The organism is Pantoea phytostimulans (assembly GCF_046118715.1).
Taxonomy (GTDB): Bacteria; Pseudomonadota; Gammaproteobacteria; order Enterobacterales; family Enterobacteriaceae; genus Pantoea; species Pantoea phytostimulans.
This window is the reverse complement of sequence record NZ_CP173698.1, coordinates 948629-966953: the sequence shown is the minus strand read 5'-3', so window position 1 is coordinate 966953 and position 18325 is coordinate 948629. Positions and strand designations below refer to the sequence as shown.

At 55.7% G+C, this 18325-nt stretch carries 17 protein-coding genes; 10 read left to right on the top strand and 7 right to left on the bottom strand.

Going from position 1 to position 18325, the window contains the following annotated elements:
- Nucleotides 1-598 precede the first annotated feature (598 nt).
- The 9 genes from ydgT to nth all read left to right on the top strand — a co-directional run bounded on the left by ydgT (nt 599) and on the right by nth (nt 8404).
- Nucleotides 599-814, top strand: a complete 216-nt coding sequence (gene ydgT / locus ACF2G4_RS04645; RefSeq protein ID WP_215848284.1) for a transcription modulator YdgT — start codon at nt 599-601, stop codon at nt 812-814.
- 117 nt (nt 815-931) lie between these two features.
- Nucleotides 932-1375, top strand: a complete 444-nt coding sequence (locus ACF2G4_RS04640) for a DUF2569 domain-containing protein (RefSeq protein ID WP_332627885.1) — start codon at nt 932-934, stop codon at nt 1373-1375.
- 123 nt (nt 1376-1498) lie between these two features.
- Nucleotides 1499-2080: an electron transport complex subunit RsxA gene (rsxA, locus tag ACF2G4_RS04635; protein WP_243078019.1), complete on the top strand. Its 582-nt coding sequence runs from the start codon at nt 1499-1501 to the stop codon at nt 2078-2080.
- Entirely contained in the window at nt 2080-2658 is a 579-nt protein-coding gene (gene rsxB, locus ACF2G4_RS04630) for an electron transport complex subunit RsxB (RefSeq protein ID WP_215846889.1), read from the top strand. The genes rsxA and rsxB overlap by 1 nt, the downstream gene beginning before the upstream one ends.
- Nucleotides 2651-5383, top strand: coding sequence for an electron transport complex subunit RsxC (gene rsxC / locus ACF2G4_RS04625; RefSeq protein ID WP_409075589.1), 2733 nt, complete (start codon nt 2651-2653; stop codon nt 5381-5383). Before rsxB ends, rsxC begins: the two co-directional genes overlap by 8 nt.
- Complete coding sequence (gene rsxD, locus ACF2G4_RS04620; RefSeq protein WP_409075588.1) at nt 5384-6442, top strand: electron transport complex subunit RsxD; 1059 nt, start codon at nt 5384-5386, stop codon at nt 6440-6442. It abuts the gene before it with no gap.
- A gap of 3 nt (nt 6443-6445) precedes the next feature.
- A complete protein-coding gene (rsxG, locus tag ACF2G4_RS04615; RefSeq protein WP_243078022.1) occupies nt 6446-7078 on the top strand; it encodes an electron transport complex subunit RsxG in 633 nt (210 codons plus the stop codon).
- The gene (locus ACF2G4_RS04610; RefSeq protein WP_243078023.1) at nt 7071-7775 is read left to right on the top strand and encodes an electron transport complex subunit E; all 705 of its coding nucleotides are present in this window, start codon (nt 7071-7073) and stop codon (nt 7773-7775) included. The genes rsxG and ACF2G4_RS04610 overlap by 8 nt, the downstream gene beginning before the upstream one ends.
- On the top strand, nt 7772-8404 hold the full coding sequence (gene nth, locus ACF2G4_RS04605) for an endonuclease III (protein ID WP_409075587.1): 633 nt from the start codon (nt 7772-7774) through the stop codon (nt 8402-8404). Before ACF2G4_RS04610 ends, nth begins: the two co-directional genes overlap by 4 nt.
- 448 nt (nt 8405-8852) lie before the next feature.
- On the opposite strand, the gene ACF2G4_RS04600 is transcribed toward nth, so the two are convergent.
- The 7 genes from ACF2G4_RS04600 to ACF2G4_RS04570 all read right to left on the bottom strand — a co-directional run bounded on the left by ACF2G4_RS04600 (nt 8853) and on the right by ACF2G4_RS04570 (nt 17238).
- Nucleotides 8853-10460: a dipeptide ABC transporter ATP-binding protein gene (locus ACF2G4_RS04600; RefSeq protein ID WP_409075586.1), complete on the bottom strand. Its 1608-nt coding sequence runs from the start codon at nt 10458-10460 to the stop codon at nt 8853-8855.
- Entirely contained in the window at nt 10457-11290 is an 834-nt protein-coding gene (locus tag ACF2G4_RS04595) for an ABC transporter permease (protein ID WP_409075585.1), read from the bottom strand. Before ACF2G4_RS04595 ends, ACF2G4_RS04600 begins: the two co-directional genes overlap by 4 nt.
- Nucleotides 11287-12279 carry an ABC transporter permease gene (locus tag ACF2G4_RS04590; protein WP_215846897.1) on the bottom strand — a complete coding sequence of 331 codons (993 nt, stop codon included), beginning with the start codon at nt 12277-12279 and terminating at the stop codon, nt 11287-11289. The genes ACF2G4_RS04595 and ACF2G4_RS04590 overlap by 4 nt, the downstream gene beginning before the upstream one ends.
- Nucleotides 12280-12295: 16 nt before the next feature.
- Nucleotides 12296-13912 (bottom strand): ABC transporter substrate-binding protein, encoded by a 1617-nt coding sequence (locus ACF2G4_RS04585; RefSeq protein WP_409075584.1) that lies wholly within the window; start codon nt 13910-13912, stop codon nt 12296-12298.
- 49 nt (nt 13913-13961) lie between these two features.
- Nucleotides 13962-14495 (bottom strand): GNAT family N-acetyltransferase, encoded by a 534-nt coding sequence (locus tag ACF2G4_RS04580; RefSeq protein WP_409075583.1) that lies wholly within the window; start codon nt 14493-14495, stop codon nt 13962-13964.
- A 236-nt stretch (nt 14496-14731) separates the two neighbouring features.
- A complete protein-coding gene (locus tag ACF2G4_RS04575; protein WP_215846899.1) occupies nt 14732-16024 on the bottom strand; it encodes an NtaA/DmoA family FMN-dependent monooxygenase in 1293 nt (430 codons plus the stop codon).
- 11 nt (nt 16025-16035) lie between these two features.
- Nucleotides 16036-17238, bottom strand: a complete 1203-nt coding sequence (locus tag ACF2G4_RS04570) for a M20 family metallopeptidase (RefSeq protein ID WP_332627868.1) — start codon at nt 17236-17238, stop codon at nt 16036-16038.
- Between the two features lie 220 nt (nt 17239-17458).
- Here ACF2G4_RS04570 and ACF2G4_RS04565 point away from each other — a divergent pair, with 220 nt between their 5' ends.
- On the top strand, nt 17459-18178 hold the full coding sequence (locus ACF2G4_RS04565) for an HPP family protein (protein ID WP_243078030.1): 720 nt from the start codon (nt 17459-17461) through the stop codon (nt 18176-18178).
- The last annotated feature ends 147 nt before the right edge of the window (nt 18179-18325 follow it).

Sequence of the window (18325 nt, the reverse complement as noted above, 5' to 3'; positions counted from 1 at the left end):
AAGGAGTTACGCATACTAACAGGCAATTTAAGGCAACAGGGTTATGGATAAATTGACTGCATTTAAATTGTGGTCAGGTTAAATAATTGTAATAAACAGAACCGCTTATGCGCTCAGCAACTGGAAGCGATTACAAGGATGCGTAAAGAATGGTTATGAGTAACCTGAAAAGATAAATAATTAATTTTGTGATTACCCGCACAAAGGCGCGCCTTATGGCCTAAGTACATTCAGCAACCTTGTGACGCCGATTGAAAAACGGGAATAACTCTCACGCTGCGGTTAACCGTCTAAAAAGGCCACTAAACACGGCTAATTATGGGCGGACAATGCGCGTTAACGCGCAAAAAACAACACAGCTAAAATTTTTAGCTTTTGGGTCAATTAAGGCAATGAGGCAGAAAAACCGGTTAACGTGCTGTTTAAGCCAGAAAATGAAAGTGAAGAAGTCGCACTGAAACTCTTAAAAACATCCGTTTTAACGTCACATCTCGTCAGTTAGTCTTAATTTACGCTTTTTTTCTAATCGAGATCTGGACAGCTAAAGGTTGCTCTTTATACTGAGCACTCCTTTGTTCCCACTACTGTTATGGCAATGATGACTGCGCAAGATTACCTGCTTAAATTTCGCAAAGTGAATAATTTTGAAAGCCTGGAAAAGCTTTACGACCATCTCAATTATTCGCTCACCGACGACAAAGAAATTATCAATATGTACCGCGCTGCCGATCATCGACGTGCCGAGCTCACTTCTGGCGGACGTTTATATGATTTGGGCCGCGTACCCAAAACGGTCTGGCGTTACGTGGTTTAATCTTTTTTTGGCCGCACCACTTTTCTCCATTTTATCAATCCTCTTGTCCATGTCGGGCGTGCCCCGTTTGGACATGCTATTCTGCTGCGCTTCGATCCCAAAACAGGAACACTTGCTATGAATGAACAGGTTGCTGTGCCGCGTATTGGTGGCTGGTTATTGCTGCCGCTGGCCTGGCTGATCATGACCCTGTTAACCACAGCGCTGGTGATGGCGATGTACCTTACGCCCTTATTTAATGCGGAATGGCGCACCACGCTGTTTTCACACGGCAGCAGTTTATTAATGCAGTGGGGATTTTCTTTGCTGACTGCTGCGGCTGTCTGGTTATACAGCTTGTGGGTTTGCTGGCTGTTCTTTAAACGCTCGCACCGTTTACCCCGTCACTATGTGTTGTGGTTATTGGTTACGGTATTACTGGCACTGAAAACCTTCGCCTTTTCACCCGTTTCAGATGCTAAAGCGCTGCAAACTTTACTGTTTTCCTTGTTAGCCGCAGCGGTATTTGCACCCTACTTCAAACGTTCTCAACGCGTTAAAGCGACTTTTGTCCAACCGTAACGCGGTGAGAAACGTCAATAATTTAATTCTGAGTGCGGTCTTCCACGCCTGATTGGGCGTGGGAGTTGAGATAGAGGCTTTTATCCCTGATAATAAGCCGCTTCTTGAATTTATGGCGAAAAAATGACCGATTATCTTCTTCTCTTTGTTGGCACAGTGCTGGTGAACAACTTCGTATTAGTGAAGTTTCTCGGCCTCTGTCCCTTTATGGGCGTTTCCAAAAAACTGGAAACGGCAATTGGCATGGGACTCGCCACCACTTTTGTTATCACGCTGGCGTCAATCTGTGCCTGGCTGGTAAACCACCTGATTCTTGTTCCGCTGGAGTTGGTCTACCTGCGTACCATGGCTTATATCCTGGTGATCGCAGTGGTAGTGCAATTCACCGAAATGGTGGTGCGTAAAACCAGCCCGTCGCTCTATCGCCTGCTGGGTATTTTCCTGCCGTTGATCACCACTAACTGTGCTGTGCTTGGCGTGCCGCTGTTGAGCGTTAACCTCAACCACACTTTTCTTCAGGCTGCGCTTTATGGCTTCAGCGCCTCGTTGGGCTTCTCGCTGGTGATGGTGCTTTTTGCTGGCATGCGTGAGCGGCTGGTGCTGGCGAATGTGCCGATGCCCTTTAAGGGCAACTCGATTGCGCTGATCACCGCCGGTCTGATGGCGTTGGCCTTTATGGGCTTTACCGGTCTGGTGAAATTCTGATGACCGCGATTTGGATAGCTATTGCTGTATTAAGTGCCCTGAGCCTGGTATTTGGTGCCCTGCTGGGATACGCATCACGCCGCTTTGAGGTCGAAGAAGACCCTATCGTCGAACAAATCGACGCGATCCTACCGCAAAGCCAGTGTGGTCAATGCGGTTATCCGGGTTGCCGTCCGTATGCAGACGCTGTCGGCAATAATGGCGAAGCGATCAATAAATGTGCACCGGGTGGCGAGCAGACCATGCTCAAGCTGGCTGAATTACTGAATGTGGATCCACAACCGATTGACGGCGACGAAGAGGCCAAAGCGCCGGTGCGTACCGTAGCGTTTATCGATGAAGAGAACTGTATCGGCTGCACTAAGTGTATTCAAGCCTGTCCGGTTGATGCCATCGTAGGCGCAACGCGTGCTATGCACACCGTGTTGAGCGACGTTTGTACCGGCTGCGATCTCTGTGTCGCGCCTTGTCCTACCGACTGCATTGAGATGCGTCCTGTGGCAACCACCACTGCCAACTGGAAGTGGGATCTCGAAACTATTCCTGTTCGGGTAATTCCGGTAGAGCGTCATGCTTAATCTGTTAAATTTCTTCAAAAAAGATAAGGTCTGGGATTTTCAGGGCGGCATTCATCCGCCCGAAATGAAAACCCAGTCCAACGGCACGCCCCTGAGCGAACTGCCGCTGCCGCACCGATTCATCATTCCCCTAAAGCAGCACATTGGTCATGAGGGCGAGATTTGTGTATCGCCTGGCGATAAAGTGCTGCGCGGTCAGCCGCTGACCTTTGGGCAGGGCCGGATGTTGCCAGTTCATGCGCCAACGTCAGGGGTGATTGACGATATTGGTCAGCACATGACAGCGCACCCTTCCGGCTTGTCTGAGCTCTGTATTTTCATGACGCCGGATGGCGAAGATCGCTGGATGCCGCTTGATCCCCTGCCCAATTATCGCCAACACGAACGTGCTGACATCGTGCAGCGCATTCACGACGCAGGCGTGGCGGGTTTAGGCGGCGCAGGTTTTCCGACTGCGACCAAGCTCAAAGGTGGTCTGCGTGGCATCAAGACGCTGATCATCAATGCAGCCGAATGCGAACCTTATATCACCGCAGACGATCGCCTGATGCAGGATTGCGCCGCTGAAGTGCTGGAAGGCAGCCGCATTCTGGCGTGGACGCTGCAAGCTGAGCGCGTGCTGATTGGCATTGAAGACAACAAGCCGGAAGCGATTGCGGCGTTAAAGCACGCCTTAGGCAGTGAGCGGGATTTAGAGATCCGCGTCATTCCAACCAAATATCCTTCGGGCGGCGCCAAACAGTTAACCCAGATTCTCACCGGTAAAGAAGTGCCGCACGGCGGACGCTCCACCGATATTGGCGTACTGATGCAAAATGTCGGCACCGCGTGGGCGGTGAAGCGCGCCATTATTAACGGTGAGCCGATTACCGAACGCGTCGTCACGTTAACCGGTGAAGCCATCGCGCAGCCGCGTAACGTCTGGAGCCGCCTTGGTACGCCAATCAGCCATTTACTGCATCAGGTCGGTTTTCGTCCCGCACCGCAACAGATGGTGATCATGGGCGGGCCGTTAATGGGCTTCACGCTGCCCTCGTTAGATGTTCCAGTGGTGAAAATCACCAACTGCATTCTGGCTCCCTCCAGCCACGAAATGGGCAATAACGACGAAGAACAATCCTGTATTCGCTGTTCTGCCTGTGCCGATGCCTGTCCCGCTAACCTGCTGCCACAGCAGCTTTACTGGTACAGCCAGGGCGGCGATCACGATAAAGCGCGCGCGCATCATATTGATGACTGCATCGAATGCGGGGCCTGCGCCTATGTGTGCCCAAGTAATATTCCGCTGGTGCAATATTACCGCCAGGAAAAAGCAGAACTGCGCGCCATCGATCTTGAAGCAAAACGTACATTAGAAGCCAAAGCCCGTTTCGAAGCGCGTCAGGCCAGGCTGGAACGTGAAAAACTGGCGCGTGAAGCACGCCATGTTGATGCTAAACAGCGCGCTGCGCGCAGCGATAATGCTGAGTTTGCCGCCGCTAAAGCGCGCGTGAAAGCGAAGCAGGATGCCGGGGTGGATGACGCGACGCTGGAAGCGCAACGTGAAGCGCGTCATGCGCAGGCACGTTTGCGTCAGGCAGAAACACAAGCTGAAACCCAGGCATTGAGCCGCCAGGTTACCGATCCGCGTAAAGCGGCAGTTGAAGCCGCCATCGCTCGCGCCAAGGCGAAGAAAGCCAGCTCACCCGCTGAAGCCGTTGAAATACATGAGGAGCCAGCAGCGGATCCACGTAAAGCCGCCGTCGAAGCCGCGATTGCCCGCGCCAAAGCGAAAAAAGCCGCCGCAGCGGATGCGCCGGTGGAAACCGCGGCTGAGCCTGTTGCCGACGCGCCGGAAGATCCGCGCAAAGCCGCCGTCGCCGCAGCCATTGCCCGCGCCAAAGCGAAAAAAGCCGCCGCAGCGGAAGCAATGGTGGAAACCGCGGCTGAGCCTGTTGCCGACGCGCCGGAAGATCCGCGCAAAGCCGCCGTCGCCGCAGCCATTGCCCGCGCCAAAGCGAAGAAAGCCGCCGCAGCGGAAGCAATGGTGGAAACCGCGGCTGAGCCTGTTGCCGACGCGCCGGAAGATCCGCGCAAAGCCGCCGTCGCCGCAGCCATTGCCCGCGCCAAAGCGAAGAAAGCCGCCGCAGCGGAAGCAATGGTGGAAACCGCGGCTGAGCCTGTTGCCGACGCGCCGGACGATCCGCGCAAAACCGCCGTCGCCGCAGCCATTGCCCGCGCCAAAGCGAAAAAAGCCGCCGCAGCGGAAGCAATGGTGGAAACCGCTGCTGAGCCTGTTGCCGACGCGCCGGAAGATCCGCGTAAAGCCGCCGTCGCCGCAGCCATTGCCCGTGCCAAAGCGAAAAAAGCCGCCGCAGCGGAGGCGCCGGTGGAAACCGCTGCTGAGCCTGTTGCCGACGCGCCGGAAGATCCGCGTAAAGCCGCCGTCGCCGCAGCCATTGCCCGTGCCAAAGCGAAAAAAGCCGCCGCAGCCTCCACGGCAGCAGACAATGCCGCGGCTGAAGCCAGGCAAGAAGCGCGTGATACAGCCGAAATGGCGCATATCGCCCGCACTCAAGTCGAAGATGCTGAGCAGGCAGAAGAACAAGCCAACAGCGCCTATGCAGAGCCTGAACAAGCTCCTGAACTGAATCAACCCGAAGATGCGCGCAAAGCTGCTATTGCTGCTGCCATCGCCCGTGCCAAAGCGCGTAAAGCGCAGTCGACTTCGACGCTTGAGGAATAAATGGCTTTTCGTATTGCAAGTTCTCCTTATACCCACAACCGCCGCAGCACAGGCAATATCATGCTGCTGGTGGGGCTGGCGGCTGTGCCCGGCTTCGCCGCTCAGTGGTATTTTTTTGGTTATGGCAGTCTGATTCAAGTCTTGCTGGCTACGCTCACGGCGTGGATTACAGAAGCCGCCGTTTTACGCTTACGCAAAGCGCCGATTGCCAGCAATCTGGCTGATAACTCCGCCTTGCTTACCGCCATTCTGATTGGTATCAGCTTGCCGCCGCTGGCCCCTTGGTGGTTGGTGGTAGTCGGTACGGTGTTCGCCATTGTAATTGCCAAACAGCTTTACGGGGGTTTAGGGCAAAACCCGTTTAACCCGGCAATGGTTGGCTACGTCGTGCTGCTTATTTCGTTTCCGGTGCAAATGACCAGCTGGATGCCGCCCGACACGCTGCAGGCGATTAAACCGACGCTGCTCGACTCCCTTAGTATGGTGTTTACTGGCCACACCTTGGGCGGTGACACCATGCAACAGTTGCAGATAGGTGTCGATGGAGTGAGCCAGGCGACGCCGCTCGACACCTTTAAAACCGGTCTGCGCGCCGGACACAGCGCCGATCAATTACTGGCTCAACCGATCTACAGCGGCATGCTGGCAGGATTGGGCTGGCAATGGATCAACCTGGGTTATCTGGTCGGTGGCCTGTTTTTGCTGTGGAAAAAGGCCATTCGCTGGCACATTCCCGCAGCCATGCTGCTCTCGCTGGCGTTCTGCGCCACGATCGGCTGGATTTTTTCGCCGGAAACACTGACTAGCCCAACCCTTCATCTGTTCTCAGGTGCCACGATGTTGGGTGCGTTTTTTATCGCGACCGATCCCGTTACGGCATCAACCACCAATCGCGGACGTCTGATCTACGGCGCACTGATTGGCTTGCTGGTATGGCTGATCCGCAGTTTCGGCGGCTATCCGGATGGGGTTGCTTTTGCCGTATTGCTGGCGAATATCTGTGTGCCACTGATCGACTATTACACCCAGCCGCGCGTTTACGGCCATCACAAGGAATAAACGATGCTGGAAACGATTCGTAAAAACGGCGTCACGCTGGCGATATTCGCGGCGATCACCACAGGCTTTACGGCGGTAGTGAACACCGTAACCAAACCGACGGTGGAACATCAAACCCAGTTGCAGCAGAAAAATTTGCTGGATCAGGTGGTTCCTACCGAGCTTTATGACAACAACATTCAGAAAGAGTGTTACGTTGTCACTAATCCTGCATTGGGTAATAGTGATCCGCATCATCTCTTTCTGGCGCGTAAAGGCGATCAACCGGTTGCCGCCGCACTTGAGACCACCGCACCAGACGGTTATTCTGGCGCGATTCAAATGCTGGTTGGGGCTGATTTCAAAGGCAAGGTGCTGGGCGTTCGCGTGGTTGAACATCATGAAACCCCGGGCCTCGGCGATAAAATCGAACTGCGCATTTCCGACTGGATCAACAGTTTTAACGGTAAAGTGGTACATGGCGCCAATGATACGGCCTTCGCAGTGAAAAAAGATGGTGGTGAGTTTGACCAGTTTACGGGTGCCACCATCACGCCGCGTGCGGTGGTGAATGCCACTAAACGCGCCGCGCTGTTAATTGAAACCCTTCCTGGGGAACTCTCTTCGTTACCCGAGTGTGGAGACGCAAATGAGTGAAGCTAAAAACCTGCTGGTTGGCGGGTTATGGAAAAATAACTCGGCGTTGGTGCAGCTGCTGGGCCTCTGCCCGCTGCTGGCGGTGACTGCAACCGCCACCAATGCATTAGGTCTGGGCCTGGCGACCACGTTGGTGTTGACGCTGACCAACAGCTTTATCTCCGCCTCGCGCCGCTGGGTGCCTTCGGAAATCCGTATTCCCATCTACGTAATGATTATCGCGTCGGTAGTGAGCTGCGTGCAGATGCTGATCAACGCCTACGCCTACGGTTTGTATCAATCATTGGGCATCTTTATCCCGCTGATTGTGACCAACTGTATTGTGGTGGGCCGTGCGGAAGCGGTCGCCTCGAAAAGCAGCATTCCCCTTTCCGCGCTCGACGGTTTCGCTATTGGTATGGGTGCGACCTGTGCGATGGTGGTGCTGGGATCGATTCGTGAAATCATCGGCAGCGGCACGCTGTTTAACGGCGCCGATCAGCTGCTCGGCCCGTGGGCCAAAGTGCTGCGTATTGAGGTGGTGCATTTCGATTCACCGATGCTGTTAGCCATGCTGCCACCGGGCGCGTTTATCGGCCTCGGCATGATGCTGGCAGGTAAATATCTGATCGATCAGAAGATGAAACAGCGTGCAGCGCGTCGCGCTGAAGCGGCTGCAGAGGCTGAACTGTCAGGCAATACCGGGAAAGCCGTGTGAATCAAGCAAAACGCGTCGAGATCCTGAGCCGTTTGCAGGCCAACAATCCGCACCCTACCACCGAACTCAATTTTGCTTCGTCATTTGAGTTGCTGATTGCGGTGTTGCTGTCAGCGCAGGCCACGGATGTCAGCGTCAACAAGGCCACCGCTAAACTTTATCCGGTGGCGAATACCCCGGCCGCAATGCTGGCGCTGGGCGTTGATGGCGTAAAGGAGTACATCAAAACTATCGGTCTGTTTAACAGCAAAGCAGAAAATGTGATTAAAACCTGCCGCATCCTGCTGGAACAACACGGCGGTGAGGTGCCAGAAGATCGCGCGGCGCTGGAAGCGTTACCGGGCGTAGGCCGAAAAACGGCTAACGTGGTGCTGAATACCGCCTTTGGCTGGCCGACGATTGCGGTTGATACGCATATTTTTCGCGTCTGCAATCGCACTAACTTTGCGCCGGGCAAGAACGTTGAACAGGTAGAAGAGAAGCTATTGAAAGTGGTGCCAAAGAACTTCAAGGTTGATTGTCATCACTGGCTGATTCTCCATGGTCGCTACACCTGCATAGCACGCAAGCCACGCTGCGGTTCATGCCTGATCGAAGATCTGTGCGAGTACGCTGAAAAAGTTGAATAAGCGTGCGCCACGCCTAACAAATACCGCCTGATAGCGCATGCACCTGCTGTTTGCGCACAGCGAATTGATTCAGCGGCTCCGCCAACCCTCAATGCTCACGCAGCGTTTCGCCTTCATATTCCGTACGATATATGCCCCGCGCCTGTAGCAGCGGAATCACCTGATCGACAAAATCGTCGAACGCAGTCGGCGTGCCGCCTCGGACGCGCCCGCCTGAAACACACTCGGCCGTCCTTGTGGCGTTCGCCCAACATTGAGCGGTCCTTGCACCGAAAAATAGTGGCCTTGAGGGTTAAGTCGATTTTCACCTGTTCCGCTTTGCATGCCAGCTGCTGGATGTCATCGATCCACCGCATCGGGATGGCGCCAGGCGGACATGTTGCCGGATACGCCCTGAATAAGGGTGCCTGAACGAAGCTGGCGTTGTGTCTGACGCAGACTCTTTCCTTTAAATTTGCGGCTGCCAAGCCGGTAGCACCGGCAGCGCCTGTAATAGTTTTTGCGTCCACGGATGTTGCGGCGCAGTAAAGACCTGATGCATTTCGCCGCTTTCGACAATGTGACCGTTTTGCATCACCAACACGCGATCGCAAAGGTGCTGAATGACGCCCAGATCGTGGGAGATAAACAGCAGCGCCGTGCCGTGCTCGGCCTGCATATCGGCCAGTAAATCAAGCACCTGCGCCTGCACCGAGACATCCAACGCACTCACCGGTTCATCCGCCACCAGTAACGCCGGATTTGGCGCAAAAGCCCGCGCGATGGCGACGCGTTGTCGCTGGCCGCCCGAAAGTTGCTGCGGGTAGCGGTTCATAAAGCGATCACCTAACTGCACTTCATCCAGCAGTTGCCTCACCCGTTGACGTCGCGCATCACCATTAATACCGACGCTGTCGAGGCTTTCACCAATGATCTTTTCTACGCTGTAGCGCGGATCAAAGGAGCTGAACGGATCCTGAGCAATCAGCTGTATACGCGCGCGGCGACTGCGCCGCACCTTTTCGCTCTGGCGATCCCAGCGTTGCCCTTCAAGCAGCAGCGAGCCGCTGTCGGGTTCCGTTAATCCCAGCACCACTTTGACGAGCGACGTTTTTCCTGAGCCCGATTCGCCCACCACGCCCAGCGTTTCGCCTGCATGAAGCTGAAAATGAATGTTGTTAAGCACCTGCCGTTCGCCGTAAGACTTATTGAGCCCGATCGCCTCCAGCAGCGGTTCAGCCGTGCGTTGGGGACGCGGCGGCAGCGGTGTCGGTTGGGCTTCACTCAGCCGCAATCCACGTGTCGCGGGCGTCGGCACGGCGCGCAGCAAACGCTGTGTCCAGTGATGTTGCGGCTGACGCAGCAGCACGCGGCTGTAGCCCTGTTCAACCACTTCGCCATCGCGCAGCACCAATACGCGATCGGCCAACTCGGCGACCACCGCGAGATCGTGACTGATCAGCAGTAGCGCGTGACCATCCTGACGCCGCTGCGCCAGCAGTTGCAGAATTTGACGCTGTACGGTCATATCCAACGCGGTGGTGGGTTCATCGGCAATCAGCAAGGTTGGGCTTCCGGCCAGTGCCGTGGCAATCAGTGCGCGCTGTCGCTGACCGCCGGAGAGCTGATGCGGATAGCGCGCCAGCCGGCTTTCGGCATCTGGCATTCCCGCTGACTTCAGCAGCGCCACGCTGCGCGCGTGCAAGGTGCTTTTATCGCCCTGACCCGCCGCCGTCAGGGCATCCGCCAACTGTTGCTCAATGCGCCGCAGCGGATCAAGCGACACCAGCGCATCCTGCAATACGTAGCCGATTCGCCGTCCACGTAGCGCACGCCACTGCGCCGGGCTAGCATTGAGCATGTCACACCCTTCAAGAACAAAGCGATCGGCGCTCAGCGTTGCACCAGGCGGTAACAGGCCAATCAAGCTGCGCGCCGTCAGAGTTTTTCCCGAACCGGATTCCCCTACCAGCGCCACCGATTCGCCCGGCCAGAGTTGCAGCGAAAGGTTTTTCACCACCTGCTGCGACCCGAAGCGGATAGAGAGGTTTTGAATGTCGATCACGGGATGACTCATGCTTCCCCTCCTTCAAAACGCCCCTGCCAGTAACGTCCTAGCGTGTTAACCGCTACCACGGTTAGCGTGATAAATACGCCCGGCCACACAGCGATCCACCAGGCGTTGCGTAAGTAATTTCGCCCTTCTGCCAGCATTAACCCCCATTCCGCTGTGGGCGGCTGCGGTCCCATGCCGAGAAAGCTCAAGCCAGCGGTGCCAATGATCGCAGTACCTAATCCCAGCGTTGCCAGCGCGGGAACCTGCGCAATGGCGTGTGGCAGAATATGGCGGGTAATAAGAGTAAAACGTGACAAGCCGAATGTGCGCGCCTGCTCAACATAGCCCGAATGCATCACTGAGAAGGTTTGCGCCCGCACCACGCGGGCAAAACGCGGTATGGACGCCACGCCCAGTGCAATGATCAAGTTATTGGTGCCGGGACCGGTAAAGGCGATCAGCATCAGCGCCAGCAGCAGATCGGGAAAGGCGGAGATCACATCCACCGCACGACTCAGCATTTCATCTACCACGCCGCGCGCCAGCGCAGCCAGTAATCCCAACAGCGTACCCAACACTACCGCCAGCCCCATCGCCGCAATACTGATCAACATGGAGTAGCGGCTACCGTAGATCACACGGGTCAGCAGATCGCGCCCGAGCTGATCGGTGCCCAGCCAGTGTTGTGACGAAGGCGGCAATTGCGCGTTGACGGGATCGGCCAACAGCGGATCGCCAGAGCTCAACCAGCCAGGCGCAATAACCGCCAGCGCCACCAGCAACAGGCAGAACAGCGCACTCCAAATTGTCAGCGGAAATGCGCCAGGTAAACGTTGTAATAGTGCAGTCATCGCTGCTCCTCCCCACGCAGACGTGGATCAATCCACAGCGCCAGAATGTCGACTAAGGTGCTCATTGCCACGTAAATCGCCGCTGACAGGATCGCCACCGCCAGCACCACCGGCATGTCGCTCGCCAGCACCGCATCAACCGTGAGTTTGCCGAGGCCGGGGCGACCAAACACCTGCTCAGTGATCACCGCGCCGCTGAGCAATCCGCCCACCAGCCAACCGGTGAGCGTGACGGCGGGCAGCGCCGCATGCCGCAACGCATGGCGCAGACGAAGCGTGGTTTCACCCACGCCCCAGGCGCGTAGTGTCAAGGTAAAGGGCGATTCCAGCGCTTTTTCCAACTCCCGGCGCAGCACCTGAGCAATCACTGCGCCCTGCGCCAGCCCCAATGACAAAGCCGGTAACACCAGTGAGGAGAGATGGCGATCACCCGCGACCGGGAACCAGCGCAGCGTGAAGCTGAAGAAAAACAGCAGCACAATGCCCATCCAGAAGGAGGGTGTTGAGGCCAGCAGCAGCTCCACCCCGTTGGCAATGCGCCGTCCCCAGCGACGATTCGCCGTCGCCACCGCAACAGTGACGGCAAACACCACGCTGACCAGCAACGCCGCCAGCGTGAGTTTCAGCGTCGGCCAGAGTTGAGATTGCATCAGCTGCGTGACATCCATATTGAGGATGTAAGAGCGTCCGAGATCGCCGTGCAGCACGCGCCAGATATAATGCAAATATTGCCACCACAGCGGCTCGTTAAGGCCCCATTCTGCGCGGATCGCCGCCTCAATAGCGGGCGTGCGTATCTGCTCGCCAATCAGCAAACTCACGATGTCCCCCGGCGCCAGATGCACGCCGAGAAACGCCAGCGTTACCGCCGCCCACAGCACCAGCACGCCACCCAGCAGTCGCCCGGCAATACGACGTGCCAGCACATTGCGCCATCGCTTCACCGGCTTGATGCGCGGTTCGCGGCTAATGATGCTCTCAAGGCTCATGCTTTTTTCTCCCGAATTAATGATCGCTTAACCAGACGTCGTAGGCATTTTCTGGCATCTGCTTGAAGCTGCGGAAACCCACGCCATGCACATAGCGGGCGGCTGCAATCTGATCTTCCGGCTCATACAGCGGCACGGCGAGCGCCTGCTGCGGCAACGCATAGCGCTGCAACTCGCTGTAGAGCTGGCGACGCTGGGTGAGATCAGCCGTATTGGCCGCCTGATCCAACCACGTGTTGATCTCTGGGCTGTTGACGCGGCTGTAGTTGATCGATCCCCCCGCTTTAACCGGACGATAGTGGTTTTCGATGTCGATGCCGTCCGTTTCGGTATTGGAGTTGGCAATTGAGCCAAATTTGCCGGTGTTACGCACCTCGGTATAGGTACCGGAGTCGACGTAACGCAGCTTCAGCTCAACACCCAGCCGCTGGCGCGCCTGCGCCTGAATTGCCTGTAACAGTACATCGCGTTGATCACGTACCGTCGCCTGCGCCTGAATCACTTCAATGCTCAGGCGCTCGCCATTTTTGCTGCGGAAACCTTGGCTGTCGCGAGTTTGCCAGCCCGCCTCATCCAGCAGTTTATTGGCCTCATCGGGCTGGTTGCCGTACTTGCCTTCCAAATCATTGTTGTAGAGCGGATCGATAGGCGACGTAATCCCCCACGCGCGGGTGCGCTCGCCGCGGTACACCGACGTGAGAATCGGATCGATATCCAACCCTTGCAGCAGCGCCTGACGCACTTTAACGTCTTGCGTTGCGCCGTATTCAACGTTCAGAAACAGCGAATAAGGCGTGCCGGTATTCAGCGCATGCTGATAGCTAAAATCCTCATTTTCTTTGAACTCACCGGCATCGTTACCCGAAATGCCTTCAATGACGTCAACCTGACCTGAAAGCAACGCACCGGTTCGTACCGAAGATTCCGGGAGAAAGCGATAGGTGATGCGATCTAAATAAGCTGGCCCTTGATGTTTTGCCGTGGCGGGCGCCCAGTTGTAGTTCGGGTTTTTCACGAAAGTCACCTGCTGCCCTTTCTCGTAGCTTTCGAGAATGAACGGCCCGGTGCCCGCAATCTCTTTGCCACCCGATTTCAGCTGGGTTGAATGCCAGCTGCCTGGCGACAAAATCTCCAGCGACGCAGCAAAAGAGAGAAACGGCGAATAGGCTTGTTTCAGGGTGATCACCAGCGTCTGCTCGTCAGGCGTTTCAATGCTGGCGATGCGATTACCCATCGCGCAGAGGCTTGAACCGGCGCAGTAAGCGGCATCTTGCGTATGGCGAAAGTTCTCCGCAACCGCGTTGGCATTGAGCTTTTCGCCAGTGGAAAAGGTGACATCGCGGCGCAAGGTAAAGCGGTAGGATTTTCCATCTTCACTGACTTCAAAACGCTCCGCCAACCAAGGCACAAAGCGGCCATCCGGCTGGCGAGCCAGCAGTGATTCCCATACCGAACGCAGTACCACTTCGGCTTTTGACTGGCCATTTAGCTGCGGGTTAAAGGGGCTGGGTTCGGTTTCCACGCCCCAGGTAAGCGAGCCGCCTTGTTTGGGCTGTTCCGCGGCGTGAAGAGATAAAGAGGTTCCCAGCAGGCAGGTTAAGCCCAGCGCGATGCGCAAAGAATTCGCGTTCATATAATCCTTGTATAATGCAGGTTTATTATTCGCCCTGTTTTTCGCAATATCAGGCGTGTTGACTATTTTTACTGACGGCTGGCGTAAGCGTGGAATTAAGATCCTTTTTCAAGAAGACCAGCGCTTCACCTAATGGATTGGTGCGATGATGGAAAGGTTGATAACCGCGTTTCTGATAAAGTTCGCTGAGCCAGGGATGTTTAACCGCTGTCGCCAAATAAACGCCAGGTGCTTTTAAAGTCTCCCTCAGTAAATTATTTTCCGCCCAGGTTAATATTTCTCGGCCATAACCCTGGCCTTTAAAATCGGGGTCCACGGCAAACCAGTGAATAAAAGGCAGATCGGCAGGGGCATTGTGATCCTGAGTCCAGGGAAAGCGCACAGTAACCGTTGCCAGCGCCCGTCCCCCTTTGCGCAGCACCAGCACCGTCTCACGCTGGATAGTGGCGCGCACCTGCTCAACGGTGCCCTGACTGATGGTGAAATGGATATTCAGCGGCAGCAAATCCGCATACGCGCGCTGGAGCAACGCAAATATCTCTTCTGCATCTTCAGGTTTTGCCGTCTGAATAAATTGACTCATTTTGCCGTTTCCTTGGGTTGATCACGCAGCGATTATTAAAATTCGCAGGAAGAAATGTAAACCTAGAAATATGACAATGGATTTGAGAAATATGGGATATTCAGTTTCGCTTAGGGTTCAGCATCACTATTTAAACCTTATGGTGAAAACCAATGAATAATTTCAGCTAAGGTTGTTTTAAATATGAAAAAACGGCCTGGAGAGTCATTATCCCGGCCGCAATGCATTGGCAGCGATTAATGCGAGTCTGGTCGCGCGGCTAACTCCAGGCTGCTGCGGAAATCGTGACCTTGATAATCCTCATCCAGCAAACCGCGCTTACGCAGTTCCGGCAGCAAGCCGTTCAGCAGGCGATCCTGTTGATCAGGCTGTCCCAAACCATGCAGCGAAATCACGTCCAGCACGCCCGCCTGATAACGCGCCTGAATGGCATCCGCCAGCGATTCAGGTGTTCCGGCGACAAACCAGTGTCCGGTCTCTTCCGCTTTGATAATCAGTTCCCGCAGCGTTAAGCCTTGCAGAGCAAATTCACGGAAGATCGACGCGCGTCCTTGTCGCCGGTTTACCTGCGCCAGATCGGGAATGAGAAAACTCGGCAGCGGTTGATCCAACGGCAGAGTGTTGAGTTCTATCTCCCCGCCGAGCATGTCAGCCAGCCGCAGGCGACCTTGCTGATAATCGATTCGTTCATGCTTTTCACGCAGGCGCCGTGCCACATCTGCGTCGCTGTCACCAATGATTGAGTGAAAGGAGTTCATGATCAACGGCAGATTTTGTTCGCGCCCAAAGCGCCGCGCACGCGCCTGCACATCACTGACAAAACGTTTCGCGGCACTCAACGTGGGCTGCGAGGTGTAGATCACTTCAGCATAACGCGCACCCAGCGTGATGCCCGCCTCTGACTGACCCGCCTGAAACTGTACCGGACGCCCTTGTGGTGGTGGCGGCACATTCAGCGGTCCCGCCACCTGGAAGTAATCGCCGCGATGGTTGATGGCATGCAGACGAGCGGGATCGATGCGAATGCTGCCGCTGTCGCTACGCTGTACCGCGTCGCGGTCATTCGCGTCAAACAGCGCATTAAAGACATCAATAAATTCGGTGGCGCGCGCGTAACGCTCTTGCGGTGAGGGCAGCGGTGTATCGCCGAAATTTTCTTCACCCACTGAAGACGTTACCGCGTTCCAGCCTGCGCGCCCGGCGCTGACGTGATCGAGCGTGCCAATCAGCCGCGCCAGCGTGTAAGGATGTTGCCAACTGGTGCTGACAGTGGCAATCAAGCCAATCTGTGAGGTCGCCTGGCTAAGCGCGGCCAGCACGATTAATGGATCCTGACTGCCGGTGGTTCCTGCCAACCCTGCGGGATCGGCTTGCAGCAGATCGGCGGTGAACAGACCGGTGATTTTTTCCCGCTCGGCAATTTTTGCCAACTCGACGGCACGAGCGATGCCTTTTCCCGGCGCGTCGTCATTGGCGGCAGCGACCACGTTCGCGGCACCCACCAGGGTTTTTAGTTTTCTACGCGTCATAAGATTCTCCTTTAAGCGTGCCCGCGGGCAAAATGGGCTTTTACCTGCTGCAGGCGCTCCGGTTCGGTGAGTAAACGTAATCCGCTGCGTGCCAGTACGCGCGCACCGGTGATCAACGCCTGGTAGCCCTGTTCGGAATTAGCGGCTTCTCGGAACGGCACGGTATGAAAGATCAGGTCATCGGGGCCAATCTTGAGAAAGGGGTGCGCTGTCGGCACCGCGTGGCTGATATCGCCCGCATCGGTAGAGACTTTGCCCTGCTGTGGCGAAAGATCGACGGTTTCACCCGCCGCCGTCAGCTCTTCATGCAGCAAGGCGTCCAGCGCGCTGTTGCGTTTGAAATCACGAGGGCCCACCTGATGATCAATCTCGACACGCGTGCCGGTTGCCAGCGCCACCCCTTCTGCAATGGCACGCAGACGCGGTTCCAGTGACTCCACCACTTCACGGCTGTCGGCGCGAATGTAGTAATGTGCTGCCGCATAGTCAGGAATGACATTCGGCGCCTGTCCGCCATGAGTGATGATGCCGTGTACTCGCACGCCATCCGGCAGTTGCTGACGTAATACGCTGATGCCGTTGTAGAGCAGCACCAGCGCATCCAGTGCGTTAATGCCTAGATGCGGCGCACTGCCTGCATGAGAAGGTTTGCCATGAAAGTGGAAATAGAGATGGTTATTCGCCAGCGTCTCTTCAGTCAGCCGCGTTTTACCCGCCGGGTGCATAATCAGCGCGACATCGACATCATTGAGCAAGCCCGCCGCCACAAAGCGCGCTTTCACATTGCCTTTCGGGCCGCCTTTTCCGCCTTTGCCCCCCTCTTCTGCTGGTGTGCCCAGCACCACCACGCGACCGCCGGTTTCATCAAGCACCTGTGAAAGTGCAATCGCTGCCGCCACGCTGGTGACGCCAATGATGTTGTGTCCGCAGGCATGTCCAATCCCGACCAGCGCGTCGTATTCAGCCAGAAACGCGATGGTCGGGCCTGGTTTTTGGCTCTGTTTCACGGCAAAGAAGGCCGTTTCATGACCCGCGACGTGCCGCGTGACCGTGAACTGCTGCTCGCTGAGCAATCGGGTTAACTCACCGCTGGCGAAGTATTCGTCATTGCCGGTTTCAGGCTGCTGGTGAATGGTTTTAGCCAGCGCGATATAGCGGGCAGCATGCCGTTCAAGGTTGCTTTCAAGGTTCAGACGTAATGCGCTATCACTCATCTCCATGCTCTCTTTTCGTCATCGATGGCGATTAATCTAAGCTTGTTGCTCTCGATTGTTTAAAAAGAAAAAGTGCTATCTAAAGTGGGAAACAGGGCATAAGCGCTTAACCATTACAGTTTGTCGGGTTGTTACGATGATGCTGATGATGGAAAATTGCCCGCCTCAACCATAAGAAAATGTTATGACGCACTCAGTGAAAAAATAAGTGAACAAGACAATGGACGAACAGCCCAAAAGTTGGCTACGCAGAACGCGTATTTTTTTGTCACGTCTCTGGCCGCATCCGCTGGCCGTGGGGAAAAAACAGATTTTCTTAGCCAGCCTAGGCGCAGGAATTGGCTTGGTTTTGACCAGCCTGCTGAGTCACTGGATGTTGGGTGAGTTGAACCTGTGGTTTGTGGCGCCAGTGGGTGCCTCTGCGGTGCTGCTGTTTGGTGTTCCCGCCAGCCCACTGGCACAGCCCTGGTCGGTGGTGGGTGGCAACGCGCTTTCTGCGTTTGCGGGCGTAACCGTCAGCTTACTGATTCCAAATCCTGCACTTGCCTGTGGCGTGGCCGCCTGCCTCGCCATTGTCTTGATGTTTCAACTGCGCTGTTTGCATCCACCCGGCGGCGCGGTAGCGCTCACTGCCGTGATTGGCGGTCCTGCGGTACAGCATCTCGGTTATCAGTTTGTATTAACGCCGGTGCTGCTCAACTCTGCGACGCTGGCGCTGTTGGCGATTATTTTTAATAATTTATCGGGCCGCCGCTATCCTCATCCACTGGCCCCAGAAGAGGTGAAGCCGCAGCCGCTGTCATTGCCGATACCGCTGACGCGCACCGATCTGCATGAAGCTTTGCAAAGTGGTGAGCTGCTGGATATTGATGAAGATGACTTGCAGGCGCTGTTACAGCGTGCTGAGCAGATTGCCGAGCGCCGCCTGCTTAATAGCTGAATCACCTCAAACGCGTCATGTGTACAACTTCACTGCTTATCGATGCCGCGCCTGTCACGACGCAGACCCGTTCTGATAAAAAAACAGGTAAGTTGATCTACCCCACAGTTTTATCACAGACATCGCACCGGTAAAATTGTAACACCC

What these genes read in the sequence shown, in the direction of transcription:
- ydgT (WP_215848284.1), top strand. Translation starts at nt 599, where the DNA reads ATGACTGCGCAAGATTACCTGCTTAAATTTCGCAAAGTGAATAATTTT.
- ACF2G4_RS04640 (WP_332627885.1), top strand. Translation starts at nt 932, where the DNA reads ATGAATGAACAGGTTGCTGTGCCGCGTATTGGTGGCTGGTTATTGCTG.
- rsxA (WP_243078019.1), top strand. Translation starts at nt 1,499, where the DNA reads ATGACCGATTATCTTCTTCTCTTTGTTGGCACAGTGCTGGTGAACAAC.
- rsxB (WP_215846889.1), top strand. Translation starts at nt 2,080, where the DNA reads ATGACCGCGATTTGGATAGCTATTGCTGTATTAAGTGCCCTGAGCCTG.
- rsxC (WP_409075589.1), top strand. Translation starts at nt 2,651, where the DNA reads ATGCTTAATCTGTTAAATTTCTTCAAAAAAGATAAGGTCTGGGATTTT.
- rsxD (WP_409075588.1), top strand. Translation starts at nt 5,384, where the DNA reads ATGGCTTTTCGTATTGCAAGTTCTCCTTATACCCACAACCGCCGCAGC.
- rsxG (WP_243078022.1), top strand. Translation starts at nt 6,446, where the DNA reads ATGCTGGAAACGATTCGTAAAAACGGCGTCACGCTGGCGATATTCGCG.
- ACF2G4_RS04610 (WP_243078023.1), top strand. Translation starts at nt 7,071, where the DNA reads ATGAGTGAAGCTAAAAACCTGCTGGTTGGCGGGTTATGGAAAAATAAC.
- ACF2G4_RS04600 (WP_409075586.1), bottom strand. Translation starts at nt 10,460, where the DNA reads ATGAGTCATCCCGTGATCGACATTCAAAACCTCTCTATCCGCTTCGGG.
- ACF2G4_RS04595 (WP_409075585.1), bottom strand. Translation starts at nt 11,290, where the DNA reads ATGACTGCACTATTACAACGTTTACCTGGCGCATTTCCGCTGACAATT.
- ACF2G4_RS04590 (WP_215846897.1), bottom strand. Translation starts at nt 12,279, where the DNA reads ATGAGCCTTGAGAGCATCATTAGCCGCGAACCGCGCATCAAGCCGGTG.
- ACF2G4_RS04585 (WP_409075584.1), bottom strand. Translation starts at nt 13,912, where the DNA reads ATGAACGCGAATTCTTTGCGCATCGCGCTGGGCTTAACCTGCCTGCTG.
- ACF2G4_RS04580 (WP_409075583.1), bottom strand. Translation starts at nt 14,495, where the DNA reads ATGAGTCAATTTATTCAGACGGCAAAACCTGAAGATGCAGAAGAGATA.
- ACF2G4_RS04575 (WP_215846899.1), bottom strand. Translation starts at nt 16,024, where the DNA reads ATGACGCGTAGAAAACTAAAAACCCTGGTGGGTGCCGCGAACGTGGTC.
- ACF2G4_RS04570 (WP_332627868.1), bottom strand. Translation starts at nt 17,238, where the DNA reads ATGAGTGATAGCGCATTACGTCTGAACCTTGAAAGCAACCTTGAACGG.
- ACF2G4_RS04565 (WP_243078030.1), top strand. Translation starts at nt 17,459, where the DNA reads ATGGACGAACAGCCCAAAAGTTGGCTACGCAGAACGCGTATTTTTTTG.